The sequence below is a fragment of the Comamonas trifloxystrobinivorans genome (assembly GCF_043359985.1).
Lineage (GTDB): Bacteria > Pseudomonadota > Gammaproteobacteria > Burkholderiales > Burkholderiaceae_C > Comamonas > Comamonas trifloxystrobinivorans.
This window is the reverse complement of sequence record NZ_JBHZGV010000029.1, coordinates 17,931-44,582: the sequence shown is the minus strand read 5'-3', so window position 1 is coordinate 44,582 and position 26,652 is coordinate 17,931. Positions and strand designations below refer to the sequence as shown.

Below are 26,652 nucleotides of genomic sequence, written 5' to 3'. Positions count from 1 at the left end.
TGTTGTGCCGCTGCCTTTGCGGCTTCGGACAACGCGCAAACACAAGGCGGAGGTCTTTCCAGAGGACAGTCTGGAATTGCGTGTTGAAGAGCGAACTCCAAAAGCCAAAGGTCAGCTCAGCCAGTACCTTGTCCGGCGTCTGCGGCTCATGTCTTCGGATCAGCTTTGCCTTCGCGCTGGCCACTTCCTTGTTCTGCCAACTGAAGGCGGGATCACCTACCCATGCTTCCCACCAATCAGCCCTGCCATAGAGCTTGCTCAGACGAGCATGGATGCCATTTCGCAAGGCGATCTCCAAGACGTTGAGCATCGGCACCATCGCTTCGGACAGCAAGACGTTGCTGGAGTAGTCCGCCGCAGCCTTCGTTGCATCACCACCCCGCGCTGCACGGTAACGGCCCAACCGGGCAGGCGAAAAGTGCTTCTCTAGGTCATTCCAGTTCATTCTTCGTCACTTTGAATCATCGGACAGTGCTGCTATACTTGGTTCGCAGCCCTAGGCTCAGTCCTCTCCCAGCCACCATACTGGTGATGACACTAGGTTCGTTCTGGCCCTGTTATGCAGGGCCACCCCAATTCCTCGACAGACCCGCCTACTGGCGGGTTTGTCGTTTCTGGCCCATCCACAGCAAAGCTAGATAGCTAGCTATCACAGCAGCGCCGTCAGGTACGGCAGCGCCTGCGCCGCAAGTACGCCACCTGCCGCGTTTTCCAACACGGCTTTGATGCTTCCTGCGGTCGCTTTGATGATGGCCCACTTGGGCTTCGGTGATGCAGCCTGAGCCTGCAATGTCGCCAGCTCTGCCTGCAATTCATCGCGCACCTCGGCTTCGATGCGTCCCTGCTGGATGGCATCGCGCAGCAGCTCAATCAAGGCTGACAGCGCAGCCATGTCACCGCCTGTTTGAGTCTGGGTCTGGTTAGAGCTATTCGATCCGATCTGGATTTGGGAGCCGCTTACGTCTCCGAAGTGGTAATGCTGCTGCTGCACCGTCTGCTTCTCCTGCTGAGTGAACGTCATGCCTTCCCCGAGCACGCCTTTAGCCTCCAGATCAAGCGCCCATTCGAGCACCCGACTCCGCACCTTCTCGATGACACCCTGCACCTGCACGGTGGAAAACCTGAGCGCCGGGCGCATCGTCACACCGTTCGCCTCGCGCATCATTTGCATCAGCGTGTGCTCGATGTTGGCCGGAAAGTGGCTGTAAATGCCAGTTGTGCTCTGAGCAAGCTGCATCAGCTCCGGCACCGACTGTCGCACCTCGAAGTCCGACAGCAGCTCGGCCATGTCTGGCGGCGCAAAAAACGGGATCGGGCCATGAATCGGGTTTTCGGCCATCAACTGCCCCTGTACCCGACGATAGTCCGGCACTTCCCCTGAGTAGTAGCCGTTCAGTTCGCTGCTGATCCAATCGACCAGCTCAGGCACGGCCAAACGCCGCGCAACAACCAGCGCCCGGCGTAACAAATCGCCGGGCGACACCGAGGCATCAATTGCCGCATTCACCAGTTCCGGGACAAGAGCAGGCATCCTTCCTCCAAATTCTTGATAGCTAGCTATATATCTAGCTCGTTATCATCCGTCATTTCGGGAGCAGTCGCACCGTTTTTGCACCCATCCTCCCTGATAGCTATCTAGCTAGCTATCAAACTATGTGGCGGCATTGTGGTAACAAGGTGGAAGGCAACACCAAGCCACCACCATAGAGCCACCATCCCGCCACGCTGTCACCACACAGTCAGCACCATCCGACCACCTTGTCACCACCTTCTAACCACCAAGCGCACACCATCCCAACACACTCTCACCACCATATTTAGATAGCTAGCTATCTTGAAAGATATATAGCTATCTCAAGGTGTGGGCGTATATGGAGCAGAGTCCACGCTGAATCGCCCCCCCTCACCAACCCGGCCCCTCTGGCTCGTCGGGGTGCATGTCAGGACGCGCCTGCTCTCGTTCAGCCGCGTCAAGCTGTCGCTGGAATGCCTCGGCCTCGGCTCGCGCTGCTGCGGTGGCCAGCTCGCGGGCCACGTCATCAACCGACCTGCCAGACCGCTCCGCAGCGTCAAGACGCTCAGTCACCGTGCCCTTGGCAATCTCAAGCTGTCCCATCAGCACCACAGCCGACACACCCAGCTCGAACTGCCCGATCTGGAGCATGGCCCGCTCAAATTGAGGCCACCGCGGATCGCGCTCGCCAGTCATTCGAGCAGGGGAGCGCACCCCACCGGAAGCCACTGACCGATACCGTGACCAGTCTGGCTTTGCCGTTGGCACTGGGACGGGCCTGCGGCGTTCGATCTCCACATTCAGCCGCTCTTGCAGCTCGGGGTTTGCAATCTGCACCCCCATCTCCGCAGCCAGCTCCAGCATCATCTGCTGATACTCAGGTGGCCCGCTGACCGTGACCCGCCCCCACTTCGCCTTCGCCAGTTGCAGCGCCGCCCGTGCCGCATCACGATCATTCGAGGCAGTCACGTCGATCCGCCGACCACAATCAACAAATGCAGGGCCTGCATCATCCGGTCGCCGGAATACAACCTGACGCCCACGCACCTCGGCCACGAACGCCCGGATGTCCCGAGGGGGCAGGGCAGGGGTGTCCGCATCGCCGACCAGCAGCGCCTGATCGCTATTTCGATGTCGCCAAAGTTCGGCCAGTCCTGGCTCATCCAGTCGCCGATACCAGTCCTCCACGCCGGGAAAAGCTGGCAACCGTTTCCGCAGCCGGTGACGCTCGCCGCTCTGCCGCTGGATCAGCTCATCCCGCTCGGCCAGCCACTCAGCGCGTGCAACAGCGCCCAAGGCATACCGATTCCTGCCCGCATGGCCAGCCAGCAGTGCATCGCGCCGCACTTCGTAGCGTGACCACGCCGCCTCTTGCTCCAACCGATGACGCTCGCGCAGTGCTGCCGTTTCCTGTTTCCGCTCCCGCTCGTACTGCCGCCGCTCGCGCATGTAGTCGCTCATGCGAGGGGCATCCGGCTTGAGTGGCTCCAACTCCCGCTCTGAAATCACCATCCCTTCGGGAGCAGGCTCATATGCACCCAGACGCTTCTCCAACTTAGGCAAGGATGACTTTCGGCAGGCTTGGCTGGCCTTGACGGGCGTGTCTCCAACCCAGATCAATGCACCGCTCCCTTCGCGCTCGAAGCGGCACCCCACGGCGGCCAGCTCCGCGTGCAACTGCGCCCAACTCGATGCCGACCGCAAGATCGGCCCAGCAACCTCTTTGGCGGTACGCTCGGCGCTCTGCACGCCTGTGCGAGTTTCGATGTCGATGGCTCGCTGGCTGATCGCGACATTTTCACGTGCCCGAGAGGCGGGGAGGGCGCTACGCAATGCCACGCGCTCCGCCTTCTGCTGCGTTTTCTGCGCCAACTGCTCAGCAAGCTGGCGTGTTCTCAGCTCATCGAGCGCCGCCTGCCGCTGCGCCTTCGTAGCTTCAACAGCCTCCAACTCTCGCCGCTCACGCTCATGCCGTCGCCGCAGCTCTTTACGGTCATCGGTTTGCCGCCGTCTGAGTGCCAAATCAGCCGACCAGCCCGCATCCGGCACAGCCTCACCGTTCTCGGCTCGGTAGGCCAGCGTGCCGTCTGGAAGCACCGTGTATCGAGCATTTTTCTCGGACTTCCAGCCTTGCGCGTGCTCGATCAATGCAATCGCCCGATGCTCCGCTTCCCTCGAGAAGCCACCGTTGATCTTGATGCACTCCAGTCGCTCAGGGTGCATCCGGTTGACTGCTATGTGCAGGTGGTAGTTATCAGTGTCCTCGTGCAGACCATAGATAATCTGACAATCGCTCAACCCAAGTTCCCTGAGCCAGATCGTTATCATCTCCTCGACCTGCTCAGGTGTCGGCTTCTCGCCCTCCCGCAAGCTCAGAACAAAATGCTCCACAGTGTTCTTGCTTCGCGTGGCATCTTCCGAAAGTGCGATCATCTCGCCAAGCTGCATCGACCGTTCAGCAGTGATGAACCCGCGTGCGCCGTGATAGACGCATTTCTCCGTCGCGCTCTCAGTCTGTGGATTGAGGATGTACTCGACCAGCTTGATAATGCGACGATGCTTCGCGGCCTTCGCATCTGGGTTACGAATGTGCTTTGAGATCATGTCCCAGCCTCTTGAAGAGCGCCGCCAGTACACTCCGCGTCGTATAAATCTCTGGGTAGTCCCGACTACGATGCTCTGCGAGGAAATGTTGCAACATCGCCATCAGCGACCGGATACGCCGCTGCATCACGCGATTTATGTTCGCAGACACCGGGCGACCGAATATCCGACGTCGAACGAGTGCGCCGGGTGTAATACCCGCCATCTCCGCATCCAACTCAAGTTGGTCTTTTTCTGCGGGCAGAAGACGCAACGTCACAATAGCTTCCAGTGCCACGCCATCTGACTTTCCAACGAACTCGACAACATCAGCGGCACGATCATGCCGGACGCGGCTCGGCTTGATCTTTCCGGCCAGTGTCCGAGCGAACTTTTGCAGATCAACAATGGCCTCCGCGAGAGGAGGGAAGTAGGGTGACTGGCTTGCAGCGGAAGCATCCCACGCGGAGCGAACTACAGCACCAAGCCGGATCAACTCTGCAACCAGATCACGATTCACATCACTGACAACGGGAGCGCCGAAGTACAGATCACGGACAAGGGCGCTCATGCTGACACCGCGTGCATCCGCCTCGGCACGCAGCGCATCGCGCTCATCTGGCTGTAACCGCAGCGCGAGCTTTGCTGTAAGCGGCTCATCGCCAATGCAAACGAACGGCACCCTTGCGACCCCCTTGAAAACTGCTTGATAGCAAGCTGCAAACGCCACCCCCGGCGCGAGGGGGCAGGACGAAAGAGCCATCTTGTGAGAAGCGCAGCGCCGAACAAGTGGCGTCCATTGAATGATACAGGTCGGGGCGCGAAGCGTTCCGGCATGTGTCATACAATGGCCGTCCTGCATGTCTGCTTACAGCCATGATTCGGCTATCATAGCGCGTTGCCTCTGAACACGCAAAAGCGTATGATGTCAAGCGAGTTTTGTTGATTACAGGAATGGAGCAAGCACATGGCTACACTCACCGTTGAGCAGGTCGAGCAGATCAGCGCAAAGCTGAAAGAACTGCCTGCCGTTGAGAACAAGAAACGCCCGGTCAGCAAGCAAGAGGCCATCAAGCTGCTTGCAAAGGACATCAAAGCAATGCAGGCCCGTGGCTATACTCTGGAGCAGGTCAGCGAGCAGCTAAAGCAGCTTGGTGTATCTCTGGCAACACCAACGCTGCGCAGCTACCTGAAGAGAGCTGGAAGCGGAACGGCAACACGCAAGAAAGGCAGTGAAGCGGGTAATACAACCGCTACCGAAGATCAGCAACAGCCTGCTAAGCCAACGGCATAGGTGCATGAAGAGGGTAAATGCGTGGCAACAAGTGAGAGAGCAGAAACAGAGAGCAAAGTAATCAAGGAAGCAATCGTATTGCCTCTAGAACTTCCCATATGGGTGACGAAGAATCCTCTCACTGAGCCAGCTAAAAAGAAACCGATGACGTTCGTCGAGCGGCTGAAACGATGGATGCAACGATGAACTACCTACAGCGAGCAGCCGCCAGAGCACGCCCGGCGCTTGCTGTACTAACTGCCGAGCTTGTCAGGCGGCCTACTGGCTGGCCGTGGCAATGGGCCAGTTTCGCACCACTCGAGAGGACAAGGCGTGAGTCGGCCAACTGCATTTGTTTGCGTTTCATCGCAATCATCCTGACCGCGCACGCTCAATGATGTCGGCAACGATCTGATCGACCTCAGCAGCCTGCGCCTCACGCGCCCACCATGCAGGTTTTGCTGCACATGCGTTAAGCACATTGACGATCATCATCAGGATTTCAGGATCGCCGTCATGGGCCACCTGAACGAGCATCGCACCAGCACGGCGGATTTCATCTGAGAGTTGCTGTAGTTCATCAGGTGTCGGCATTGTCGTCATCCTCAAGCGCGGCTTGAACCGTGGCAATCCTTGCCGCTCGACGACGAGCTAGCTCTTCACGCGCCCACTCGCCATCGCGTTGCATTTCATCACGCAAAGCATCCAGCTCTGCCGGGGTCAACCTCACACCACCCGATGCACATCCTTGACTCATTTGCCACCCGAACCGCGATCAGACCTCTGCTGGACAGCCGCAAGTAGAGTGGCATTCTGAGCCTGTATAGCCTCCAACTGACCCGCCAGCTTTGCAGCAGATTCACGGGCTTCTGACGCATCATGCCGGGCAACCTCCTGAGCCTCTTTTGCCTGCCCCAGCAGCTCGGTAATCCGCGCTGCATCCTGCTCCATCCGCGCCCGGTAATCGGCGTGTGCCTGAGCATCAGCAGCGGCTTTGGCCTTTTGCTCGGCCAACTCACCTCTCAGCGCCTCAATCTTCTCTGAAGCCTCACGACGAGCCGCATCAAGCTCGGCCCGTACCGTCTTCGTTTCAGAGTGCGCCTGCTCCAGCTCGCGAGCGTGAGTTTCCGCTGCAACCTTGGCCGCTTGTTCAGACGCCGCCAATCGCTCACGCAACTGAGCCAGCTCATCCCGCAGCGCCTCGATCTTCACGCCTGCGTCGCGACGGGCAGCATCCAGCTCCGAGCGCACGGCTTCGTGGGCATCAGCAGTGGCCCGTGCAGCTTGCTCAGTGGCAACCAGACGCTCACGCAACTGGGCCAGCTCGACAGCCTGCGCCTGCCCATGAGACTGAGCCTCACTGAGCCGCCTTTCCAGCGATTCAACTTCCGCCTGCGACTCGTCCAACCGTGTCTCCAGCTCGTCAACCGTCTGCGCGGCATCGACCAGCTCCCGCTCCGCCTGCTCACGCTGCTCACCAGCAGTGCGCAACACTTCGGCGACCCGGCGCTCAGCAGCCTTGACCGCCTTGTCGTTCAGCTCGACGGCCAACGTCGCAAGTCGCTCTGTCAGCGACTTGGTGACAGCAGCGACTTCCTCAGCCACCTCGACCGGTAGCTCCGCCACAGGCTCAGCCTCCGTCGTGTTCTTCGCAGCCAAATGCTCGTCCCACACTTGCTTGAGGCGATTGGGGTTGCCGCCACCGACCTTCTGGCGCAGGGCAAAGCCGGTCACATTGCGACCAGCGGCCACAAGGGCTTCACCAGCCGCGACGATCTCTTCCGGGGAAAACTCAGCAGGGCGCATAACCGATCCTCCATCACATGATGGCCTCATTATAACACAACAAACAAAGAAACAAACAAATAAACTAACAAACTAAAAAAGGTCGCCTGTCCTCCCGGATGTCGAGCACGAGCTGCCGCCTCGCCTGCGGCGCGTTGGCTGGCCAGCCGCCGACGCCGGAAAGACTGCGCTATTCGGGGTCGCCTCAGAAAACGGAAAAAATCGTACGCTAAGCCGGTTGCAGCGGTCGTAGCGGCCTGAACTTGCCCGCGCCGATCTTGGCGCTGCTGCGCCAGAGGTAATCGCCGGTCAGGTTGATGTGCTCCCAGCCCAGCGGCGACAGGCACTGCAACAGGCTGTCATCGATGACTTGGCCGTGGCTACGCAGGGCGTTCGCCGCCCGCTCCAGATAGACCGTGTTCCACAACACGATGGCCGCCGTCACCAGGTTGAGGCCGCTGGCCCGGTAGCGTTGCTGCTCGAAACTGCGATCGCGGATTTCGCCCAGCCGGTTGAAGAACACGGCGCGGGCCAGCGCGTTGCGGGCTTCGCCCTTGTTCAGCCCGGCATGCACGCGGCGGCGCAGCTCGACGCTTTGCAGCCAGTCCAGAATGAACAGCGTGCGCTCGATGCGCCCCAGCTCGCGCAGGGCCACGGCCAGGCCGTTCTGGCGCGGGTAGCTGCCGAGCTTCCTGAGCATCAGCGAAGCCGTCACAGTACCCTGCTTTATCGAAGTGGCCAGCCGCAGGATTTCGTCCCAATGGGCACGGACGTTCTTGATGTTGAGCGTGCCGCCGATCATGGGCTTCAGTGCCTCAAAGGCAGCATCGCCCTTCGGGATGTAGAGCTTGGTGTCGCCCAGGTCGCGGATGCGCGGCGCGAAGCGAAAGCCCAGCAGGTGCATCAGCGCGAAGACGTGATCGGTGAAGCCCGCCGTATCAGTGTAGTGCTCCTCGATGCGCAGGTCGGATTCGTGGTACAGCAGGCCGTCGAGCACGTAGGTCGAGTCGCGCACACCGACGTTGACGACCTTGGTGTGGAACGGTGCGTACTGGTCGGAGATGTGGGTGTAGAACGTCCGCCCTGGACTGCTGCCGTATTTCGGGTTGATGTGGCCGGTACTCTCGGCCTTGCTGCCGGTGCGGAAGTTCTGGCCGTCTGACGACGAGGTGGTGCCGTCGCCCCAATGCTCGGCGAAGGGGTGACGGAACTGCGCGTTGACCAGCTCGGCCAGCGCCGCCCCGTAGGTTTCGTCGCGGATGTGCCAGGCTTGCAACCAGGCCAGCTTGGCGTAGGTCGTTCCGGGGCAGGATTCCGCCATCTTGGTCAGGCCGAGGTTGATTGCGTCGGCCAGGATCGTGCTCAGCAGCAGGTTCTTGTCCTTGGCCAGATCGCCCGACTTGAGGTGGGTGAAGTGACGGGTAAAGCCCGTCCATTGGTCCACCTCCAAGAGCAGTTCGGTGATCTTGACGTGCGGCAGGATCATCGCCGTCTGGTCGATCAGCGCCTGCGCGGTGTCGGGCACGGCCGCATCGAGCGGCGTGATCTTTAGACCCGACTCCGTGATGATGGCGTCCGGCAGTTCGTTGGCCAGCGCGATGCGGTTGACCGTGGCGAGCTGCGTTTCCAACAGTGTCAGCCTGTCACGCAGGTACTGATCGCAGTCGGTGGCCACGGCCAGCGGCAATTCGCTGGCCTGCTTGAGGCTGACGAATTTCGCGGGCGGCACCAGGTAGTCCTCGAAGTCCTTGAACTGGCGCGAGCCTTGTACCCAGATGTCGCCGGAGCGCAGCGCGTTCTTCAGCTCCGACAGCGCGCACAACTCGTAGTAGCGCCGGTCGATGCCGGTGTCGGTCATCACCAGCTTCTGCCAGCGCGGCTTGATGAAGTCGGTCGGCGCATCGGCGGGCACCTTGCGGGCGTTGTCGCGGTTCATGCCGCGCAGCACCTCGATGGCGTCGAGCATATCCTTGGCGGCAGGCGCGGCTCGCAGCTTGAGCACGTCGAGGAATTCCGGCGCGTAGCGGCGCAGCGTGGCGTGGTGCTCGCCGATGCGGTGCAGGAAATCGAAGTCCTCGGGCTGCGCGAGCCGCTGCGCCTCGGTGACGCTCTCCGTGAAGGCGTCCCACGACATGACCGCCTCGATGGCGGCGAACGGATCGCTGCCCGCCTGTTTGGCCTCGATCAGCGCCCGGCCGATGCGGCCGAACAGGCGCACCTTGGCGTTGATCGCCTTGCCGGATGCCTGAAACTGCTGTTGATGCTTGTTCTTGGCGGCGTTGAAAAGCTTGCCCAGGATGCGATCGTGCAGGTCGATGATTTCGTCGGTGACGGTGGCCATGCCCTCGATGGCGAGCGCTACCAAGGTGGCGTAGCGGCGCTGCGGCTCGAACTTGGCGAGGTCGGCGGGCGTCATCTGGGCGCCCTCGCGAGCGATCTTCAGCAAGCGGTTCTGGTGTACCAGGCGCTCAATACCGGAAGGCAGATCGAGCGCCTGCCATGCCTTGAGGCGTCCGATGTGTTCAAGCATGTGCCGCGAGTTCGGCTTGGCCGGTGACTGGCGCAGCCAGGCCAGCCAGGTCGCCTTGCCGTTCTCGCGGCGCTTGAGCAGATCGTCGAGGCGGCGGCGATGCGCGTCCGACAGCGGTTCGGCCAAGGCGTCGTAGATGCGCCGGTTGGCGCGGGTGATCGCCTCGGCGCAGACGCGCTCGATCACATCGAGTGTCGGCAAGATGATGTGTTGGTGCCGCAGGGAGTCGAGGACACTGCCGGCCAGCACGATGCCCTTGTCGGTCTGCAAGGCCAGTGCGGTCGTGGCATGAACAGCCTGGCGATAGTGCCCCAAGCCGAACGGCTCCATGTCCAGGTACGCCCGCAGTTCGAGCAGGTGTTCGCGCCGGGTCTCCTCCCGTTCGGAATATTGCGGCCAACATGCCGGATCGAGTCGCAGGTGCCGTTCGATCCATTGCAGCAGGGGCCTCGGCACCTCAGCGTCCGGTAACAGGCCCTGACCGGGGAAGCGCAGCAAACACAACTGCACCGCGACACCCAGGCGGTTGGCCTCACCGCGCCGCTGGCGGATCAGTGACAGGTCGGATTCGCTGAAGGTGTAGTGTCGGATGAGTTCGTCTTGTGTATCGGGCAACGCCAGCAAGCTTTCGCGCTCGGCAGCGGACAGGATCGAACGGCGAGGCATGGTCAGGTTTCTCGCATGTACTGGTAAAGCGTTTCGCGGCTGATGCCGAACTCGCGGGCGAGCTTGGCTTTCTGCTCGCCCGCCGCGATGCGCCGTTTCAGTTCCTCGATCTTTTCGCTGTTCAGAGACTTCTTGCGCCCCCGATAGGCTCCGCGCTGCTTGGCGAGCGCGATCCCTTCGCGCTGCCGCTCGCGGATGAGCGCCCGCTCGAACTCGGCGAACGCGCCCATCACCGACAGCATGAGGTTCGCCATCGGCGAGTCCTCACCGGTGAAGGTCAGACTCTCCTTGACGAATTCGATGCGCACGCCGCGCTGGGTGAGCTTTTGCACCAGGCGGCGCAGATCATCGAGGTTGCGCGCCAGGCGGTCCATGCTGTGCACCACCACGGTGTCGCCCTCGCGCACGAAGGCGAGCAGCCGTTCCAGCTCAGGACGCTGGGTGTCCTTGCCCGACGCCTTATCAGTGAACAGCCGGTCCACCGAAACCTGCTCGAGCTGGCGTTCCGGGTTCTGGTCGAAGCTGCTGACGCGGACGTAGCCGATGCGCTGACCGTTCAAGGTGTACTCCTGAGGACAATGTGTCAGGAAGAAATTTATGACCCTTGGTGGCGTGTGTCAATCAATTCGGAAAGCAAGTCTATCCTGACGCTTTCGCGTCGGCTGGTCTGACGCCAGGTTAGGGTATGCCTCAGTCTGACAGTGATGAGTCGCAGGCGTTCGGATCGGCATCGGTTTCGCTCCCGGTCTTGGCGCGCGCCTGGAAGCGCTGATAGCACTCCAGCCCGCAGAAGTGCTCGACGTATTCCGCGCCTTCCGGGGTGAAGGCGGCATCGAGCGGGATTTCCTTGCAGCACACGCAGCAACTGGTGGCAGTCGGATCATTTGCATTCATGGTGGCACCCCTCCATTGACTGACGAAGACGGCGAATGCCGCCGCCGGCATCGGCTTGGCGAACAGGAAGCCTTGTCCTGTGTCGCAGTCCGCTTGTCGCAACAAATCAAGACTCGCCGATGTTTCCACGCCTTCGGCCACTACTTCCATGCCAAGCCCATGCGCAAGCTGAATCACGGTGCGCACGATGGTCTGGTCGCGGTGGTCGTTGGCGAGTCCGGCGACAAACGATTGGTCGATCTTGAGCGTGCTGATGGGGCAGCATTTCAGGTGTTGCAGGCAGGAATAGCCGGTGCCGAAGTCGTCGGCGGCGAAGCGCACACCGATCTGTCGCAAAGCTTCCAGGGCGGGGAAGATCGCCGGATCACCGAACGCAACCGATTCGGTCAGCTCAATTTCAAGATACGCGGCGGGCAACCCGGCATCGGCCAGCACGCCCTTTACCCACTTGTCGAAATCTGGCCCCACTTGGCTCGCCGCAACATTGACGGCCAGCCGGAACGGTTGCCATGCCAGCACCCGCCAGTCGCGCATTTGACGGCAGGCTGCGCCCAGCACCCATGCGCCGATTTCCGGCATCAGGCCGGACGATTCGATCACGGGCAGGAACTGGCCCGGCGGCAACAGTCCGAGCGTCGGATGACGCCAGCGCAACAGGGCTTCCGCGCCGACAATCTGCTCACTGCGCAAATCGACAATCGGCTGGTAGTGCAGCTCAAGCTGCCCGCGCTCGACCGCCTGCGCCAGTTGCGCCACTGTCCATTCAATTGGCTGGGAAGCGCTCATGATCGACCTCTGAAGGCCCGCAGCAGCCGCGTCACAGACAGGACAAACAAGCCGGTCAGCGTGAGGGCTGCAATACCCCAGTGCTCGCCGATGAACGCGCCGGCCGTCGTGCCGGCCAGCACAATGGCGAGAATCGGCAAATGACAGGGACAGGTGAGCACCGCCAGCGCACCCCACAGGTAGCCGGTGAACGGCTTGTGTGTCTCGGTCGGCAAGCGCTCGGGGCTGTTCATGGCAGACTCTCCGCTTGCTGGGCCGGCGCGGTCGGCATCGCGGCCAACTGCACTTCCAGATCGGCCAACGCTTCGCGTCGGCGTTCGACGAACTGACTCAGCACGGCAAGCTGTGCGGCTGTTTCATCGCAGTCCGCCGCATCCAGCGCCCGGCACAACCGCGCCAATGCGTCCAGGCCGATGCCCGCCTCAAAAGCGGCCCGCACAAAGCACAGCCGCTGCAAGGCGGCGTCATCGAACAAGCCGTAGCCGCCCGTGGTGCAGGCGACTGGCCGCAGCAATCCGCGCAGCAGGTAGTCGCGCACGATATGCACGCTCACCCCGGCCTCAAGGGCCAGTCGGGACACTGTGTAGGCGTTCATCGAACACCTCCTTTTCCTTATCCGGCGCAGCAGGACAGTTGCTTCACGTCCTTGCTGAAGGTCTGCGCCGCGAGCTTCAAGCCCTCGACCATCGTTAGGTAGGGGAACAACTGGTCGGCTAGTTCCTGCACCGTCATGCGGTTGCGAATGGCGAGAACAGCCGTCTGGATCAGTTCGCCCGCTTCCGGGGCCACCACCTGTACGCCAATCAGCCGTCCGCTGCCTTCCTCGATGACCAGCTTGATGAAGCCGCGGGTATCGAAGTTGGCGAGCGCACGCGGCACGTTGTCGAGCGTCAGCGTGCGGCTGTCGGTTTCGATGCCATCGTGGTGCGCTTCCGCCTCGCTGTAGCCCACGGTCGCCACTTGCGGGTCGGTGAACACCACGGCCGGCATCGCGGTCAGATTGATGGCGGCGTCGCCGCCGGTCATGTTAATGGCCGCACGAGTGCCGGCCGCTGCCGCCACATAGACGAACTGCGGCTGGTCGGTGCAGTCGCCGGCCGCGTAGATGTTCGGGCTACTGGTGCGCATGCCCTTGTCGATGACGATGGCCCCCTGCGCATTGACGGCTACCCCCGCCGCTTCCAATGCCAGGCTGCGCGTGTTCGGTGTCCGGCCGGTGGCGACCAGCAGCTTGTCGGCGCGCACTTCGCCCTGTCCAGTGGTCAGCACGAATTCGCCGTCCACATGGGCGACTTGGCTGGCTTGCGTATGTTCCAGTACCTTGATTCCTTCGGCACGGAAGGCGGCTGTGACGGCCTCGCCGATGGCAGGGTCTTCGCGGAAGAACAGCGTGCTGCGCGCAAGGATCGTGACCTGGCTACCCAGCCGGGCGAAGGCTTGCGCCAGTTCCAGCGCCACCACCGACGAGCCGATGACGGCCAGGCGTTCGGGAATGGTGTCGCTGACCAAGGCCTCGGTCGAAGTCCAGTAGGGTGACTCTTTCAGGCCCGGAATCGGCGGCATGGCCGGACTGGCACCCGTGGCGACCAGGCAGCGGTCGAACATCACGACGCGCTCACCACCCTCGTTCAAACTAACGATAAGGCTCTGGTCGTCCTTGAAACGCGCTTCACCGTGCAGAACGGTGATGGCTGAATTGCCGTCCAGGATGCCTTCGTACTTGGCATGACGGAGTTCTTCGACACGGGCCTGCTGCTGGGCCAGCAGCCGCTCGCGCAAGATCGTCGGCGGTGTGGGTGGCATGCCGCCGTCGAATGGGCTTTCCCGGCGCAGATGGGCGATGTGGGCGGCGCGGATCATGATCTTGGACGGCACACAACCGACGTTGACGCAGGTGCCGCCGATGGTGCCGCGCTCAATCAGCGTGACCTGCGCGCCTTGCTCGACGGCCTTCAGTGCTGCCGCCATCGCGGCTCCACCGCTGCCGATCACGGCGACTTGCAACGGGCGCTCGCCGCCGCTGCCCTTGTCGGCGGCACCCATCCAGCCGCGCACCTTGTCGAACAGCCCAGTGCGGTTGTCGGTCGGCGGGGCATCGGCGAGCATCGCTTTGTAGCCCAGGCCAGCCACGGCGGCGGTCAGTGCGTCCGGCGCTGTGCCTGGATCAAGGGCGAGCTGGGCCGCGCCCTTGGCATAGGACACTATGGCAGATTGGACGCCGGGTACTTTTTCCAGCGCTTCCTTGACGTGCGCCGCGCACGAGTCGCAGGTCATGCCGGTGATTTTTAGATGGGTCATGCGACAGATCCTTTTTCGTTTGTGGTAGCAGACAAGGGCGTCAGATGTGCTGCGCTGCCGTTTTCAGTGCCTCACTTCTTGACGCTGGACGGATAGCCTGCGTCTTCGGTGGCCTTGGTCAGCTTCTGCACGCTGGTCTTGGCATCATCGAAGGTGACAACCGCTTCGCGTGTCTCGAAGGTCACGTTAACTTTGCTGACGCCTTCGACCTTGGAAATCGCCTTCTTGACGGTGATCGGACAAGCGGAGCAGGTCATGCCCGGTACGGACAGCGTGACGGTCTGGGTGGCGGCCCACACGGGGGCAACAACGGCAGCGATGGCGAGAGAGGCAAACAGTTTTTTCATGATGAACTCCTGTGATTAATAGAAAAATGGCATGACGTAGGGAAATCCGAGCGCGACCAGAACCAGCGCGGCCACGACCCAGAAAATGAGCTTGTAAGTAGCGCGCACTTGGGGAATCGCACACACATCCCCTGGTTTGCAGGCTTGCGCCGGTCGGTAGATGCGCCGCCAGGCGAAAAACAGCGCCACCAACGCCGCGCCGATGAAGATCGGGCGATAAGGTTCCAACACCGTCAAGTTGCCGATCCAAGCGCCGCTGAACCCCAGGGCGATCAGAACCAGCGGCCCCAGGCAGCAAGCCGAGGCGAGGATGGCGGCTAGCCCGCCAGTGAAGAGCGCCCCGCGCCCGTTTTGAGGTTCAGACATACGCTTGTCCTTTCAAATCTGGATTGGATAGCTTAAGCTTACTTCCGTACCAATGTACGGAGTCAAGCGATATGGAAAAAAATTTGGAGAATCTGACTATTGGCGTTTTCGCCAAGGCGGCCGGGGTCAACGTGGAAACAATCCGGTTCTATCAGCGCAAGGGCTTGTTGCCGGAGCCGGACAAGCCCTATGGCAGCATCCGCCGCTATGGCGAGGCGGATGTGACGCGGGTGCGCTTCGTGAAATCAGCCCAGCGGCTCGGATTCAGCCTCGACGAGATCGCAGAGCTGCTGAGGCTGGATGACGGCACCCACTGCGAGGAAGCCAGCAGCCTGGCCGAGCACAAGCTTCAGGACGTGCGCGAAAAAATGACCGACCTGGCGCGCATGGAAACCGTGCTATCCGAACTTGTGTTCGCCTGCCATGCGCGGCAAGGGAACGTTTCTTGCCCGCTGATTGCTTCGCTGCAAGGGGAGAAAGAGCCGCGTGGTGCCGACGCGGTGTAGCCGAGGGTAGTTACGCCTTAGCGTGCTTTATTTTCCGTTTTCTGAGACGACCCCTATTCCGTCGCCGTCGCCCGGCTCCGCAGAGAGCATTGGTGAAGATGCGGACAGACTGCGCAATTGCACCCATTTGACCAGTCAATTGCATTGGTACTGACCACCGCGTGCATCCGACTTGGCCAGTGGGCAGCAGAGACGCAACAGGCAGAAACCGGCCAGAAGCAGTCAGTCAATCATGCGTTACAGTGATTTTTTGCAGCTCTTTATAGAGCCGTTAGCTGCTGCCACCAATAATCCATAGGCCTGCCAGTCGTCAGACAGTCTTATTCTCGATCAGACGATTGCCCCGTCGATGACCAGTAGCTCACCGGTGATGGAGCCAGAGTCCGGTCTTCGGATGCAGGACTCCTGGCTTTGCTCACTCAGCGCCGATCCCGGCCATCGGTTCAGTTTGGCCCCAGCCACCGCCCAGAGACCTGAACAGGTCAACCAGCGCAATCTGCCGTTCCGTGCTGATTTGAATTAGTGTGGTCTGGTTGCTAAAGGTGCTGCGCTGGGCGTCAAGATAACGCAGGTAGTCGTCCACGCCGCCCTCGTAACGCGCCTTAGCCAGGGCCATCGCAGCCTCGCTGGAACCGGCCAGAGCCTGGCGGGCAGCCTCCTCGCGGCGCAGGGTGTCGGTGGCGGCCAGGGCATCGGCCACTTCGCGGAAGGCGGTCTGGATGGTGCCTTCGTAGTCGGCCACCGCCGCGTCCTGGCGCACTTCGGCGAGGTCCAGGTTGGCGCGGTTGCGGCCACCGGCGAAGATCGGCAGCGACAGCGTCGGGGCAAAGCTCCAGGCCCGCGAGCCGCCATCGAACAATCCGGACAACTCGGCACTGGAGCTGCCCACCGAACCGGTCAGGCTGATCCGGGGAAAGAACGCGGCGCGAGCTGCACCGATATCGGCATTGCGCGCCTTGAGGCGGTGCTCGCTGGCGAGAATGTCCGGGCGCCGTTCGATCAGTTCCGAGCTGGTGCCGGGGGCGATGTCCTGCAGCACCATCAGGTCGTCGCGGGGCGTCGCGGGCAGCAGGCGAGCGGCATCTGGCGTGCCGAGCAACAGGACCAGGGCGTTGTCCGCCTGGCGTAACTGGCGTTCGGTGCTCTCGCGCTCGGCCCTAGCCTGTTCGGCAAGGCCGACCGCTTCCTGGTAATCCAGGGCGGTGGCGGCCCCCGCTGCACGGCGCTGGCTGACCAGCTCCAGCGAGGCCATGCGGCTGTCCAGGGTTTGTTCGACCAGGGCCATGCGGCGTAGCGCACCATCGCGGGTCAGGTAGGCCTGGATGACCTCGGCAACCAGGCTGATCTGCGTGGCACGGGTCGCCTCCTCGGTCGCCAGGTAGGTCTCCAGCGCGGCCTCGGAGAGGTTGCGCACGCGGCCGAACAGGTCGACTTCGTACTCCGCGAGGCCGAGGCCGACCTGATAGTTGCTGGTCACTTCCGAGCGCCCGGTCTGCGACAGATCGGCAGGCAGGCGCTGGCGGTTGCCGCTGGCATTGGCGTTGATCGAAGGCAGGCGATCAGCACGCTGGATGCGGTACTGGGCACGCGCAGCTTCGATATCCAGCAGCGCCTGGCGCAGGCTGCGGTTGTTGCTCAGCGCCGTATCCACCGCGCGGCGCAAGTCGGCATCGACGATGAAGGTCTGCCAGTCCAGCGCCTGGGCACGGGCGCCCTCCGCGTCGGCGGCTTGCCAGTGCGACGCGACCGGTGCCTGCGGGCGCTCGTAGGTCGGGGCCAGCGAACACCCCGCCAGGGCGGCGATGGCCAGGGGCAGCAGAGCGCGACGGAGCATGAAGTGAGAGGTCATCGCATTACTCCGCTTTATGCAGGGGATGGTTGTCGGTTTGCTGAGGTTTGGTGCGCAGCAGCGACAGCACCCAGACGAAGAAGATCGGCACGAAGATCACCCCGAGCATGGTCGCGCTGAGCATCCCGCCCAGCACCCCGGTGCCCAGTGCGCGCTGGCTCGCAGCGCCGGCGCCAGTGGCGATGGCCAGCGGCACCACGCCGAGCATGAACGCCATGGAGGTCATGATGATCGGGCGGAAACGCAGGCGCGCGGCTTCGACAGCGGCATCGCGCAGCGAGTAGCCGTCTTCCCACAGGTCCTTGGCGAACTCGACGATGAGAATGGCGTTCTTCGCCGCCAGGCCGATCACGGTGATCAGGCCGACCTTGAAGTACACGTCGTTGGGCAGGCCGATGGCAGTCACCGCCAGTACCGCGCCGAGTGCGCCGACCGGCACGATCAGCATCACCGTCAGCGGGATCGCCCAGCTCTCGTAGAGCGCCACCAGCAGCAGGAACACCACGGTGATGGCCAGCGCGAACAGCATCGTCGCCTGGCCGCTGGCGACCCGCTCCTGATACGAAAGCCCGGTCCACTCGTAGCCGATACCTTCGGGCAGCTCGGCAGCGATGCGCTCCAGTTCGAGCATCGCCTCGCCAGTGCTCACGCCGGGCGCGGCGTCACCGGCAATGCGGATCGACGGGTAACCGTTGTAACGCGCGACCTGCACCGGGCCTTCCTCCCAGCTCGTGGTGACGAAAGCACTCAGCGGTACCAGGCTGCCGCTGTCGTTGGGCACATGCAGGCGCAGGACGCTTTCCGGCGTCATGCGCTCGGCCTGTTCGGCCTGTACCACCACGCGCTGCTGGCGACCGGCGTTGGCGAAATCGTTGATCACCGACGAGCCGAACGCGGTGGACAGCGCGCTGCTGATCGCCTCGAAGCTGACACCCAGGCTGCGCGCCTGCTCGCGGTCGATCAGAAGGCGCAGCTGCGGCGCCTCGGCCAGGCCTTCCATCATGGCGTAGAGGAACTTCGGATTGCCGTTGACCTTGCCCAGCACTTCGTCGCGCGCTGCCAACAGGGCATCGCGGCCAAGGCCGGCGCGATCCTGCAGGCGCAGGGCGAAGCCACCGGAGTTGCCCAGGCCTTCGACCGGCGGTGGCGGCACCGCCATGATCGCGCCATCGTCGAGATTGGCGAAGTGCTCGTTGACCGCTGCCGACTCGGCTTCCGGGGATTGCGAAGCATCGCGTTCGGACCAGTCATTGAGCAGCGGGAAGGCAATGGCCGCGTTCTCGCCCATGCCGGAGAAGCTGAAGCCGAGGACCAGGAAGGACGTCTGCACGGCCTCGCGGGCCATCAGAAACTCCTCCAGCTCTTCACCAGTGGCCGAGGTGCGCTCACGGGTGGCGCCCGGCGGCAGCTGGATGTCGACGATCATGTAGCCCTGGTCTTCCACCGGCACGAAGGACTCCGGCAGGCGCAGGTAGAAGAAGCCCATCAGCACCACCACGCCCAGGTAGATGAACATCACCCGCCCGGCACGCGGCACCAGCTTGCCGTTGAGCTTCGTGTAGCGCCCGGTCAGGCCGGTGAACTTGCGGTTGAACCAGCCGAAGAAACCTGTCTTCTCGTGATGACCTTCAGGGATCGGCTTGAGCAGCGTCGCGCACAGCGCCGGGGTGAAAGTCAGCGCGAGGAAGCCCGAGAACAGGATCGACACCGCCAGCGACAGCGAGAACTGCTGGTAGATCACCCCCACCGAGCCGGCCATGAAGGCCAGCGGCAGGAACACCGCCGACAGCACCAGGGTGATACCGATGATCGCCCCGGACACCTGCCCCATCGCCTTGATGGTCGCCGGCACCGGCGCCAGGCCTTCCTCGGCCATGATCCGCTCGACGTTCTCCACCACCACGATGGCGTCGTCCACCAGGATGCCGATGGCCAGCACCATGCCGAACATGGTCATCATGTTCACCGAGAAGCCCAGCAGGTACATGAAGGTCAGCGTACCAAGCAGACACACCGGCACGACGATGGACGGGATCAGCGTGTAGCGCACGTTCTGCAGGAACAGGAACATCACCAGGAACACCAGCACCATGGCCTCGATCAGGGTCATGATGACCTTGTCGATGGCCACGTCGACGAAGCGCGAGGTGTCGTACGGCACGGAGAACTCGACGTTGTCCGGGAAGTTGGCCGACAGCTCGGTCAGGCGCTGCTTGACCGCCTCGGCGGTCTGGATCGCATTGGCACCCGGCGACAGCTGCACGGCGGCGGCAACGGCGGGCTTGCCGTCCTGGCGCGAGCCGAAGTTGTAGTCCTGGCTGCCGACCTCGATGCGCGCCACGTCGCCCAGAGTCAGGCGCGAACCATCCTGGTTGGCACGCAGCACGATGGCGGCGAATTCCTGCGGATTGTCCAGGGTGCCCTTGACCGCCAGGGTCGCCGTCAGCTCCTGCTCGCTGGAACCCGGCGTGCTGCCGAAGGCACCAGCCGGCACCTGCACGTTCTGCGCGCGGATGGCGTTGTTCACGTCATCGATGGACAGGCCGTAGCCGACCAGCTTCTGCGGATCGATCCACACGCGCATGGCCGCCTCGGAGGCAAAGAACTGCAGCTTGCCGACACCAGGTACCCGGCGGATTTCATTGTTGATGTTGCGCGCGGCGTAATCGGCCAGCGCCGTGACGTTGGCGTCCTTGTCGCCATCGGTGTAGCTCAGCGCATAGATCAGCAGGAAGCCGGCAGTGGCCTGCTCGGTCTGGATGCCGAGGGTTAGCACGGCCTGCGGCATGCGCGCCTCGGCCTTCTTCAGGCGGTTCTGCACGTCGACCTGGGCCAGCTCGGGGTCGGTCCCCGGCTGGAAGGTGACGGTGATCTCGGCGATGCCGTTGGCGTTGCTGGTGGACTCGAAGTACAGCAGGTTCTTCGCGCCGTTGAGCTCTTCCTCGATGACGCTGGTCACCGAGTCGGTCAGCACCTGCGCCGAGGCGCCGGGATAGGTGGCCGTCACGGTAATCTGCGGCGGCGCCACGTTGGGGTACTGCGCCACCGGCAGGAACGGGATGGCCAGCAGGCCACCCAGCGAGATGAACAGGGCGACTACCCAGGCGAAATTGGGGCGCCGGATGAAAAACAGGGACATGAGAGGTTCTCCGGCTTACTGCGCCTGGGACTGTGGAGCGGCTTCGGCGGCATCTTGCTCGCGGGGGATGACCTTGGCGCCCGGACGGATAGCCGCCAGCGAGCTGGTGATCACCTTGTCGCCGACCTGCAGGCCCTCGCTGATTTGCCAGCGCGAGCCCTGCATGGCACCGGTGGTGACCTGGCGCGCCTCGACGGTATCGCCCTCCCCCAGCAGCATCACGCTGGCCTGGCCGTCAGCCGAACGCTGCACGGCACGTTGCGGCACCAGGATGGCGTTCTGGTCGAGCCCTTGCGGTGTGCGCACACGCACGTACATACCCGGCAGCAGCACGCCCTCGGGGTTGTCGAACTGGCCTCGCAGGGCGATCTGCCCGGTGCTGCGATCCACCGAGATATCGGTGAACAGCAGCGTGCCCTTGCGCTCGATATCGGTACCGTCGACACGCAGCGACAGCGGCTGGTCGCTCGCACCGGCAACCTTGCCCTCGGCGATTGCCGCGCGCAGGCGCAGGGCATCGGCAGCAGGCTGGGTGAAGTCGGCGTACACCGGATCGAGTTGCTGGATACGTGCCAGCAGCGTGGCTTCGCCCTGGCCTACCAGAGCCCCTTCGGTGACCTGGGCGCGACCGATACGCCCGGCGATGGGGGCGCGAACCTCGGCATAACCCAGGTCCAGGCGGGCAGTTTCGACATTGGCCTGGGCCGAGCGCTTGTCGGCCTGGGCGCTCTGCAGAGCGGCCTTGGCGTTGTCGAAATCCTGCTGGCTGACGGCGTCGATCTTCACCAGTGGTTCGTAACGGCGAACCATCGCCTGAGCCTGGAACAGCTGCGCCTCGGCGCGAGCCAGTTCACCTTGCGCCCGCGACAGGGCCGCCTTGAACGGCGCAGGGTCGATCTGGAACAGCACGTCACCGGCCTTCACGTCGGCCCCTTCCTCGAAGGTGCGCTTGAGCACGATCCCCGCCACCCGCGCGCGCACCTCGGCGACACGCACCGGCTCGATGCGCCCTGGTAGCTCGGCGAACACTGTGAAGGGCTCGGTCTTCACGCTGAGCACATCGACTTCACGCGCTGGCGCCTCTTCCCGTTGCTCTTCGGGCTTGTCGCAGCCAACCAGGGTCACGGCGATCAAATAGGAGATCACGGAAAAAGTGATCCATTCGCGGAATTTGCTCATATCTCACCCAAGCGCGAAGCCAGTACGTAGTCGAAGCCGCGCATGATCCACGCAAAAATCAAATAAGTCAATATTGACTCATTTGATTTTGGTGTGAACAAAGCTAGTATCCTCTTTGAGAAAAATGAGTGTTCTAGGCAAAATACCCGCATCTGCCCGCGATAGATAAAGAGTGACCGATGGATTTAACTGCTGCCGATGAGAAATTGCTGAAGGCCCTGGCGATCGCCATCGTTGACCACCCGCGAGCCACGTTCAAAGAAATAGCCCAGGCAGCGGGGGTCAGCAAGGCGACGCTCAACAGGTTTTGCGGCACCCGCGACAACCTGATCGAGATGCTTCTGAATCATGGTTCGGTGGTTATTTATCGGGTCATTGCCGATGCCGATCTTGAGGCGGCGCCCTTGGACGCATTGCATCGTCTGATCGAAGGCCATTTGATTCACAGGGAGTTGTTGGTATTCCTCTCATTCCAGTGGCGCCCGGACACGTTTGATTTAGATGCAGGCGGCTGCCGATGGCTGCCTTACTCGGAAACGCTGGACGAGTTCTTTCTCCGCGGGCAAAAACTGGGCGTATTCCGTATCGATATCGGTGCCCCGGCGCTTACCGAAATCTTCTCCTCCTTGATCTTCGGCCTGGTAGACGCCGAGCGCCGCGGCCGTATCGCACGCGCAGGTATGGCGGCGTTGATCGAGCAATTCTTCCTGAACGGGGCTTGCAACTACCAAACTTAACGGAAAGCAACGCTCAGTTTTTTTCCAACGGGTTGGCGGTGTCCGTTTTTGGCCGTTCTCTGACGGTCGTGACAGTGACACGCCCTGGTCAAGTTGAACGCAATCCGTGGTCAACGCCAACCCAAATTGGTGGTCAAGAGGAGTGCAATTTCGCAGACAGACCGCTTCGCGCTGGCAGACCTCGGCCAGCAGGACAGGCTCGACGAGATCGTCACCGATGCCGCACGCGGCCTCGAAGACACGTTCGACGTGAACGAACGCTCGAACACGAGCACAGGGAAATCGACGGATGGTGACTTGCATGACTTGGGCCTCCGATGGGCAAGTGAAAACACATCACCATCTTGGCGTCACGACACCACCGGCAGGAAGCAGCAAGCTGCTTTTCAAGTAGCTCCGGTCATTTTTTAAATGACGAGTAGCCGTAAGGAGGGCGGTGGGTAACTCGCTAGAGTTATCCACGGGCCGACGCGCAGCGCCCAAAGGGCGCGAAAGAACCGGGTCAAGGGGTTGGTGCGGCCCGCAGCGCAGCGAGGACTCGGCCCCTTGACGCGGATGCCGTTGAATAGCCTCTACGTGTGGGTAGGTTCAAGGGCGTAGCCCACCGAGCCTGCCCACGCGGCCAGTCCGGCAAGATCGGACGCGGGAAGCCCGAAACCGGCAAGGTTTCGCGGTCGCCGAAGGCTTGAAATCCACCACTCAAACGCTGGAAACACGCGAGGACGACAATCGCTTAACCGCCGCAACGAAGTCGAGCCGCAAGAGGTGCATAGCCAGATCAATCGCACCGCCACCACCTTTGTCTGCACGGGTATCGAAAAACTTGGCACCAGTCACCAGCAGCTCGAAAACCTGGCCACCAACTGCGACATGCAACCGGATCGTGGCCGCATCCTTCACCGGCTGAAAATCCGGATCGAGCTTCCAGTGCAGCCCGAGGGCATCAAGAGCTTTTGTCACAACCATCGACCGAAGCGACTCCAGCAGATCAGGGCTAAATGATCTCTTTGCCATCACCAACAAACCTCCATCCATCACCCCGAGGGGGAAGCCGCCCGATGGGCGGCAGGGCTACTACTTCGCGCCTTCGGCGCTGCGCGGGATGATGGATAAGTCCTGCGGACTTACCCACAACCCTTGCGGCTACTCGCATTTAAAAAATGCTGGGGCTACTCAAAAGCGAAAGCCCCCCGAACAGCACTACGAAGAATCGACAGGCTCCAAATCCAACCCCTTGGCAATCAAATCAACCAACGAGGCACGGGGGGCAGATACCTGATGTACACCATGTTTAACATCCGATCTGGGTGCTGCGACCACCTCCAATACGGCGACAACTGCTGGCTTGAGCACTTCGGTCAGGACATGCTTATAGGCCGCGACGGTCTGTCGAGAGAGGCCCGCCAGACGCGCAATAGCGACTTGAGTGAGAGCTTCGCCCTTCTGCTGGAGCTGACGGCACGCAGCCCGAACCTTGGACTCCGTGGTCTTTTGCCTGACCTCGTGCGTGCGTGCGGCTGCAAGTCGCTGCCGCTCAACGAGCGGCAAGTCCTTATCGAGCTGCATCACGCCTCGATGGCAGCGGCTATCGCCTCTGTAGCGATCCCATGTCCAGCGGGCGACCGATTTCACCGTGGCCCGCAGCGAGGACAGGGGCAGGTCGCCGGAGAAGCCGAGCTTCTGGAAACTGTTGCGGTTATGTGCGTAGGCTTCCAGCAAGCGGGTGAAGGACGAGAATGACCCCTTTTCGCGCTCGCGGTTGACAATGGAATAGGCGTAGTAGCGCAGGTGCTCGAACAGGATGCAGTGCCGCGAATGGCTGACCTCATCGAGCTGCGGCCCTTTACCCCACGGCGAGGACACGGCCAGCTCCACATAGTCGGCCAGCTCGCCCAGCTCATAGATGTGGCTGTGTATCTCCCATGTCAGCCACCACGGATGGCCGGGAGTTTTGGCGACCGGCCCGCTGTGGAAGTCTGTGTCAGCGTCCAGACGGGCGGCGAACGCCTCGTAGATCGCCTTCATGTAGGCGATGGGTTTGGAGCGGGCGCTTTCTGTCGTGCAAACGGGGGGGATGGCGTAGTACAGGTGGCTATGGCCACTCTTGCGGTTGCGCACGATCAAGTTGGGGGCTGGCAAGCCCGCATCCTCCCAAATGAGCGCGTTTGAGTGATCGAGGTCGAAGATCAGCCAGCTCACCATACCCGGTCGATTGACCTGCATGTAGGGATAGCGAATCGCGTACTCACGAGGACGGATGCGCGTAGCGGTCTTATCGTCGGAGCACCGGGGCAGGTACGGAGCTTCAAGCAGCACGCGATTCAGGGCGGTGCCGCCCTGAAAAAAACGCTGTGTCGGTGCTTCGTCGCGTGCTGCGACAGTGGATTGTCGAGCCATACCCCTCCGCTACCCGCGCAAAAACGCGGGCAAAAACTTGCCTACCGGGGGGTTGGGACGTAGAATGAGGGCCTGTGATGGTTCCCTCGGGTGAGACACGACCGCCAAGTCGATAGCCCCTCCGGCTTTTCCTTCTACGTCTCAACGCCCCCCGAAACTTTGCACAAAGCCCCGCGCCAACGGGGCTTTTGCTTTTTCGGTGCCTTGTCTCTGGTGCTACTCGATAGCCAACTCCGGTTCATCCCCGTTGCACGGGGAACAATCAAATATCCAGCTCTGTCTGCTTGCCCCGCTTCGTGCGTGGCACCCAGCCATTAGCGTCTACTTCAAACTTGCTCAGACCACAGACCTGCAAAGCAGAGATAGCGCCATCCACGGACTGGAAGTAACGAACCCCAGTCCGAGCCGCGCTAAAAATCCGCTCCCCAGCAGCCGTGCGGATAACCGCAATCAACCCTTGACCGGCTTCATCCATACGGACAACCACAGACTCAATAGCACCTGCGCTTGCCAGCTCACGAACAATGGGGACAGTCACTGTTGCCCGTTTTTCTGTCATAGCCACGGTTTATACACTCCAATAGACATAAACGCAAGATATTCAATATCGACATGGACTAGAGTCCATGTTGAGCGCCTTAAGTTGAATTAGATAGCTATCTAGCTAGCTAGCTATCATTCGATCCCGAAATGCTGTTTGAGCAACCGCTCAACGATCTCGGTTTCCGTCACCCGATGGCCCGGTACTGACTCCGCGCTTGCGGCATCCTTGAGGGCTTTGGCGATGTCCCACCGCATCCGAAAGAGCTTCTGCACGGTCGGCACGGGCGGCTCATCTGCGGCAGGTGCCGCAGGCTTGGGAGCATCCCGATGCGCCTTGTCGGCAACATCTCCCGCTCCACCTTCCAGAAAAGCGGTCGGGTCTTTCAGTGGAGTGGCAATGCCTGTGAGGTCAGGTTTTCCGCGCATCTTCTTCACGCTGTCACCTCTTTGAAGAAGGCTTCCATTTCCGCAATCGCAGCCTGATCCTTGCCCAGCTCCTGCACGATCGCACCTTCGCCGATGGCGCGACGGAAGGCCACGCGCTCGCAAACCTTGGTCGGCAGCACAGTCAGCTCCTGCTCGGCGAGAAACTCCAGCATCTCAGCGGCGTCCTTGGTGCGCGGATCGACGCGGGTCAGCAACACGCGCACATCGAGGTCGGGGTTGTAGTCACGGGCCAGCTCGACCACTGTCAGCAGATCGGTCATGGCTGCGGCATCGAGGTTAGAAGCACCAATCGGAATAACTGCGCGTTGGGCGAGCAGCAGAGCGGAACGCAGCCCCACCGAGTCGCGGCCACCGGCATCCACCACGACATGCGCGAAGCCGCTGGCAAGCTGCTTGCCTTCGGCCAGGATCGCTTTGCCCGCGAGGCATGTCGTCGTCGGGCTGGGCGTGTAGCCCTCGTTCTCTCGCCGCCAAGCAGCCCAGCTCGCAGCGCTCGCCTGCGGGTCGCCGTCAATCAGCAAGGTCTTGCCCTGCCGGGCCAGCATCGTGGCGAGATGGACGGCGGTCGTGGTCTTTCCCACGCCGCCTTTGGTATTGACCACAGCAAAGATCGTCACGTCATCATCCTCCAGAGTTGAGCTAGATAGCTAGCTATCACAAGACACAACGAGATTATAGAGATAGCTAGCTAGCTATCACAAGAAAGAAACGAAAAATAAATATTTTTATGGTCTATAGTCCATCTGCAAAACCATAAAACCCTTTATTTATGCGGTCTTCGGCGGCATTTTATGTCCATGCTTTAGATTTTGCA

25 protein-coding genes and 1 pseudogene are annotated in these 26,652 nt (G+C 61.8%); 4 read left to right on the top strand and 22 right to left on the bottom strand.

What is annotated here, in order from left to right; all coding sequences use genetic code 11:
• The 4 genes and pseudogenes from ACFIQF_RS23790 to ACFIQF_RS23775 all read right to left on the bottom strand — a co-directional run.
• A pseudogene (locus ACFIQF_RS23790) lies at positions 1-445 on the bottom strand (hypothetical protein); the annotation flags it as partial.
• Between the two features lie 204 nt (positions 446-649).
• The gene (locus ACFIQF_RS23785; protein WP_172686057.1) at positions 650-1,531 is read right to left on the bottom strand and encodes an AbiTii domain-containing protein; all 882 of its coding nucleotides are present in this window, start codon (positions 1,529-1,531) and stop codon (positions 650-652) included.
• A gap of 372 nt (positions 1,532-1,903) precedes the next feature.
• Positions 1,904-4,117, bottom strand: coding sequence for a relaxase/mobilization nuclease domain-containing protein (locus tag ACFIQF_RS23780; RefSeq protein ID WP_101618172.1), 2,214 nt, complete (start codon positions 4,115-4,117; stop codon positions 1,904-1,906).
• A complete protein-coding gene (locus ACFIQF_RS23775) occupies positions 4,095-4,940 on the bottom strand; it encodes a plasmid mobilization protein (protein WP_101618170.1) in 846 nt (281 codons plus the stop codon). The genes ACFIQF_RS23780 and ACFIQF_RS23775 overlap by 23 nt, the downstream gene beginning before the upstream one ends.
• A gap of 123 nt (positions 4,941-5,063) precedes the next feature.
• On the opposite strand from ACFIQF_RS23775, the gene ACFIQF_RS23770 reads away from it, so the two are divergent.
• Positions 5,064-5,390 carry a hypothetical protein gene (locus tag ACFIQF_RS23770; RefSeq protein ID WP_101618167.1) on the top strand — a complete coding sequence of 109 codons (327 nt, stop codon included), beginning with the start codon at positions 5,064-5,066 and terminating at the stop codon, positions 5,388-5,390.
• Between the two features lie 351 nt (positions 5,391-5,741).
• On the opposite strand, the gene ACFIQF_RS23765 is transcribed toward ACFIQF_RS23770, so the two are convergent.
• The 10 genes from ACFIQF_RS23765 to ACFIQF_RS23720 all read right to left on the bottom strand — a co-directional run bounded on the left by ACFIQF_RS23765 (position 5,742) and on the right by ACFIQF_RS23720 (position 15,041).
• A complete protein-coding gene (locus ACFIQF_RS23765; RefSeq protein ID WP_024943286.1) occupies positions 5,742-5,963 on the bottom strand; it encodes a hypothetical protein in 222 nt (73 codons plus the stop codon).
• A 159-nt stretch (positions 5,964-6,122) separates the two neighbouring features.
• Positions 6,123-7,175 (bottom strand): DNA-binding protein, encoded by a 1,053-nt coding sequence (locus tag ACFIQF_RS23760; RefSeq protein ID WP_181352635.1) that lies wholly within the window; start codon positions 7,173-7,175, stop codon positions 6,123-6,125.
• A 208-nt stretch (positions 7,176-7,383) separates the two neighbouring features.
• Entirely contained in the window at positions 7,384-10,350 is a 2,967-nt protein-coding gene (locus ACFIQF_RS23755; protein WP_096453049.1) for a Tn3 family transposase, read from the bottom strand.
• A gap of 2 nt (positions 10,351-10,352) precedes the next feature.
• Positions 10,353-10,910, bottom strand: coding sequence for a recombinase family protein (locus ACFIQF_RS23750; RefSeq protein ID WP_034928705.1), 558 nt, complete (start codon positions 10,908-10,910; stop codon positions 10,353-10,355).
• Between the two features lie 130 nt (positions 10,911-11,040).
• Positions 11,041-12,030 carry a DUF3330 domain-containing protein gene (locus ACFIQF_RS23745; protein ID WP_010792470.1) on the bottom strand — a complete coding sequence of 330 codons (990 nt, stop codon included), beginning with the start codon at positions 12,028-12,030 and terminating at the stop codon, positions 11,041-11,043.
• Complete coding sequence (merE, locus tag ACFIQF_RS23740; protein WP_003090697.1) at positions 12,027-12,263, bottom strand: broad-spectrum mercury transporter MerE; 237 nt, start codon at positions 12,261-12,263, stop codon at positions 12,027-12,029. Before merE ends, ACFIQF_RS23745 begins: the two co-directional genes overlap by 4 nt.
• Positions 12,260-12,625 carry a mercury resistance co-regulator MerD gene (merD, locus tag ACFIQF_RS23735; protein ID WP_003090698.1) on the bottom strand — a complete coding sequence of 122 codons (366 nt, stop codon included), beginning with the start codon at positions 12,623-12,625 and terminating at the stop codon, positions 12,260-12,262. The genes merE and merD overlap by 4 nt, the downstream gene beginning before the upstream one ends.
• Before the next feature lie 17 nt (positions 12,626-12,642).
• Positions 12,643-14,328 (bottom strand): mercury(II) reductase, encoded by a 1,686-nt coding sequence (gene merA, locus ACFIQF_RS23730; RefSeq protein WP_003090700.1) that lies wholly within the window; start codon positions 14,326-14,328, stop codon positions 12,643-12,645.
• 71 nt (positions 14,329-14,399) lie between these two features.
• Positions 14,400-14,675 carry a mercury resistance system periplasmic binding protein MerP gene (merP, locus tag ACFIQF_RS23725; protein WP_000732290.1) on the bottom strand — a complete coding sequence of 92 codons (276 nt, stop codon included), beginning with the start codon at positions 14,673-14,675 and terminating at the stop codon, positions 14,400-14,402.
• Positions 14,676-14,690: 15 nt separating this feature from the next.
• A complete protein-coding gene (locus tag ACFIQF_RS23720; RefSeq protein WP_001294666.1) occupies positions 14,691-15,041 on the bottom strand; it encodes a mercuric transport protein MerT in 351 nt (116 codons plus the stop codon).
• 71 nt (positions 15,042-15,112) lie between these two features.
• Here ACFIQF_RS23720 and merR point away from each other — a divergent pair, with 71 nt between their 5' ends.
• Entirely contained in the window at positions 15,113-15,547 is a 435-nt protein-coding gene (gene merR / locus ACFIQF_RS23715; protein WP_000414383.1) for a mercury resistance transcriptional regulator MerR, read from the top strand.
• Positions 15,548-15,962: 415 nt separating this feature from the next.
• On the opposite strand, the gene ACFIQF_RS23710 is transcribed toward merR, so the two are convergent.
• From ACFIQF_RS23710 to tmexC, 3 genes are read right to left on the bottom strand one after another with little or no spacing between them, the layout of a single operon-like run.
• The gene (locus ACFIQF_RS23710) at positions 15,963-17,396 is read right to left on the bottom strand and encodes a multidrug efflux transporter outer membrane subunit TOprJ1 (RefSeq protein ID WP_003152694.1); all 1,434 of its coding nucleotides are present in this window, start codon (positions 17,394-17,396) and stop codon (positions 15,963-15,965) included.
• Positions 17,397-17,400: 4 nt separating this feature from the next.
• Positions 17,401-20,535, bottom strand: a complete 3,135-nt coding sequence (gene tmexD / locus ACFIQF_RS23705) for a multidrug efflux RND transporter permease subunit TMexD (RefSeq protein ID WP_393946104.1) — start codon at positions 20,533-20,535, stop codon at positions 17,401-17,403.
• Positions 20,536-20,550: 15 nt separating this feature from the next.
• Positions 20,551-21,714 carry an efflux RND transporter periplasmic adaptor subunit gene (gene tmexC / locus ACFIQF_RS23700; RefSeq protein ID WP_247722423.1) on the bottom strand — a complete coding sequence of 388 codons (1,164 nt, stop codon included), beginning with the start codon at positions 21,712-21,714 and terminating at the stop codon, positions 20,551-20,553.
• Positions 21,715-21,893: 179 nt separating this feature from the next.
• On the opposite strand from tmexC, the gene ACFIQF_RS23695 reads away from it, so the two are divergent.
• Both ACFIQF_RS23695 and ACFIQF_RS23690 read left to right on the top strand, forming a co-directional pair.
• Entirely contained in the window at positions 21,894-22,451 is a 558-nt protein-coding gene (locus ACFIQF_RS23695; protein WP_090519109.1) for a TetR/AcrR family transcriptional regulator, read from the top strand.
• A 93-nt stretch (positions 22,452-22,544) separates the two neighbouring features.
• Positions 22,545-22,862, top strand: coding sequence for a hypothetical protein (locus tag ACFIQF_RS23690; protein ID WP_393946103.1), 318 nt, complete (start codon positions 22,545-22,547; stop codon positions 22,860-22,862).
• Positions 22,863-23,150: 288 nt separating this feature from the next.
• Here the strand turns inward: ACFIQF_RS23690 and ACFIQF_RS23685 are convergent, their stop codons facing one another.
• The 5 genes from ACFIQF_RS23685 to ACFIQF_RS23665 form a co-directional block, all read right to left on the bottom strand.
• The gene (locus tag ACFIQF_RS23685; RefSeq protein ID WP_228725637.1) at positions 23,151-23,465 is read right to left on the bottom strand and encodes a hypothetical protein; all 315 of its coding nucleotides are present in this window, start codon (positions 23,463-23,465) and stop codon (positions 23,151-23,153) included.
• A gap of 186 nt (positions 23,466-23,651) precedes the next feature.
• Positions 23,652-24,848, bottom strand: a complete 1,197-nt coding sequence (locus tag ACFIQF_RS23680) for a replication initiation protein (protein WP_101617770.1) — start codon at positions 24,846-24,848, stop codon at positions 23,652-23,654.
• A 262-nt stretch (positions 24,849-25,110) separates the two neighbouring features.
• The gene (locus ACFIQF_RS23675; RefSeq protein ID WP_024191637.1) at positions 25,111-25,407 is read right to left on the bottom strand and encodes a hypothetical protein; all 297 of its coding nucleotides are present in this window, start codon (positions 25,405-25,407) and stop codon (positions 25,111-25,113) included.
• A 116-nt stretch (positions 25,408-25,523) separates the two neighbouring features.
• Positions 25,524-25,817: a hypothetical protein gene (locus ACFIQF_RS23670; RefSeq protein ID WP_101617790.1), complete on the bottom strand. Its 294-nt coding sequence runs from the start codon at positions 25,815-25,817 to the stop codon at positions 25,524-25,526.
• 5 nt (positions 25,818-25,822) lie between these two features.
• On the bottom strand, positions 25,823-26,455 hold the full coding sequence (locus tag ACFIQF_RS23665) for a ParA family protein (RefSeq protein WP_015060204.1): 633 nt from the start codon (positions 26,453-26,455) through the stop codon (positions 25,823-25,825).
• Positions 26,456-26,652 lie beyond the last annotated feature (197 nt).

Coding starts and splice junctions, on each gene's coding strand:
- merP (WP_000732290.1), bottom strand. CDS start 14,675: ATGAAAAAACTGTTTGCCTCTCTCGCCATCGCTGCCGTTGTTGCCCCC.
- ACFIQF_RS23780 (WP_101618172.1), bottom strand. CDS start 4,117: ATGATCTCAAAGCACATTCGTAACCCAGATGCGAAGGCCGCGAAGCAT.
- ACFIQF_RS23680 (WP_101617770.1), bottom strand. CDS start 24,848: ATGGCTCGACAATCCACTGTCGCAGCACGCGACGAAGCACCGACACAG.
- ACFIQF_RS23775 (WP_101618170.1), bottom strand. CDS start 4,940: ATGACACATGCCGGAACGCTTCGCGCCCCGACCTGTATCATTCAATGG.
- ACFIQF_RS23745 (WP_010792470.1), bottom strand. CDS start 12,030: ATGAGCGCTTCCCAGCCAATTGAATGGACAGTGGCGCAACTGGCGCAG.
- ACFIQF_RS23765 (WP_024943286.1), bottom strand. CDS start 5,963: ATGCCGACACCTGATGAACTACAGCAACTCTCAGATGAAATCCGCCGT.
- ACFIQF_RS23760 (WP_181352635.1), bottom strand. CDS start 7,175: ATGCGCCCTGCTGAGTTTTCCCCGGAAGAGATCGTCGCGGCTGGTGAA.
- merA (WP_003090700.1), bottom strand. CDS start 14,328: ATGACCCATCTAAAAATCACCGGCATGACCTGCGACTCGTGCGCGGCG.
- ACFIQF_RS23755 (WP_096453049.1), bottom strand. CDS start 10,350: ATGCCTCGCCGTTCGATCCTGTCCGCTGCCGAGCGCGAAAGCTTGCTG.
- merD (WP_003090698.1), bottom strand. CDS start 12,625: ATGAACGCCTACACAGTGTCCCGACTGGCCCTTGAGGCCGGGGTGAGC.
- tmexD (WP_393946104.1), bottom strand. CDS start 20,535: ATGTCCCTGTTTTTCATCCGGCGCCCCAATTTCGCCTGGGTAGTCGCC.
- merE (WP_003090697.1), bottom strand. CDS start 12,263: ATGAACAGCCCCGAGCGCTTGCCGACCGAGACACACAAGCCGTTCACC.
- ACFIQF_RS23675 (WP_024191637.1), bottom strand. CDS start 25,407: ATGACAGAAAAACGGGCAACAGTGACTGTCCCCATTGTTCGTGAGCTG.
- ACFIQF_RS23670 (WP_101617790.1), bottom strand. CDS start 25,817: ATGCGCGGAAAACCTGACCTCACAGGCATTGCCACTCCACTGAAAGAC.
- ACFIQF_RS23685 (WP_228725637.1), bottom strand. CDS start 23,465: ATGGCAAAGAGATCATTTAGCCCTGATCTGCTGGAGTCGCTTCGGTCG.
- tmexC (WP_247722423.1), bottom strand. CDS start 21,714: ATGAGCAAATTCCGCGAATGGATCACTTTTTCCGTGATCTCCTATTTG.
- ACFIQF_RS23695 (WP_090519109.1), top strand. CDS start 21,894: ATGGATTTAACTGCTGCCGATGAGAAATTGCTGAAGGCCCTGGCGATC.
- ACFIQF_RS23785 (WP_172686057.1), bottom strand. CDS start 1,531: ATGCCTGCTCTTGTCCCGGAACTGGTGAATGCGGCAATTGATGCCTCG.
- ACFIQF_RS23770 (WP_101618167.1), top strand. CDS start 5,064: ATGGCTACACTCACCGTTGAGCAGGTCGAGCAGATCAGCGCAAAGCTG.
- ACFIQF_RS23710 (WP_003152694.1), bottom strand. CDS start 17,396: ATGACCTCTCACTTCATGCTCCGTCGCGCTCTGCTGCCCCTGGCCATC.
- merR (WP_000414383.1), top strand. CDS start 15,113: ATGGAAAAAAATTTGGAGAATCTGACTATTGGCGTTTTCGCCAAGGCG.
- ACFIQF_RS23720 (WP_001294666.1), bottom strand. CDS start 15,041: ATGTCTGAACCTCAAAACGGGCGCGGGGCGCTCTTCACTGGCGGGCTA.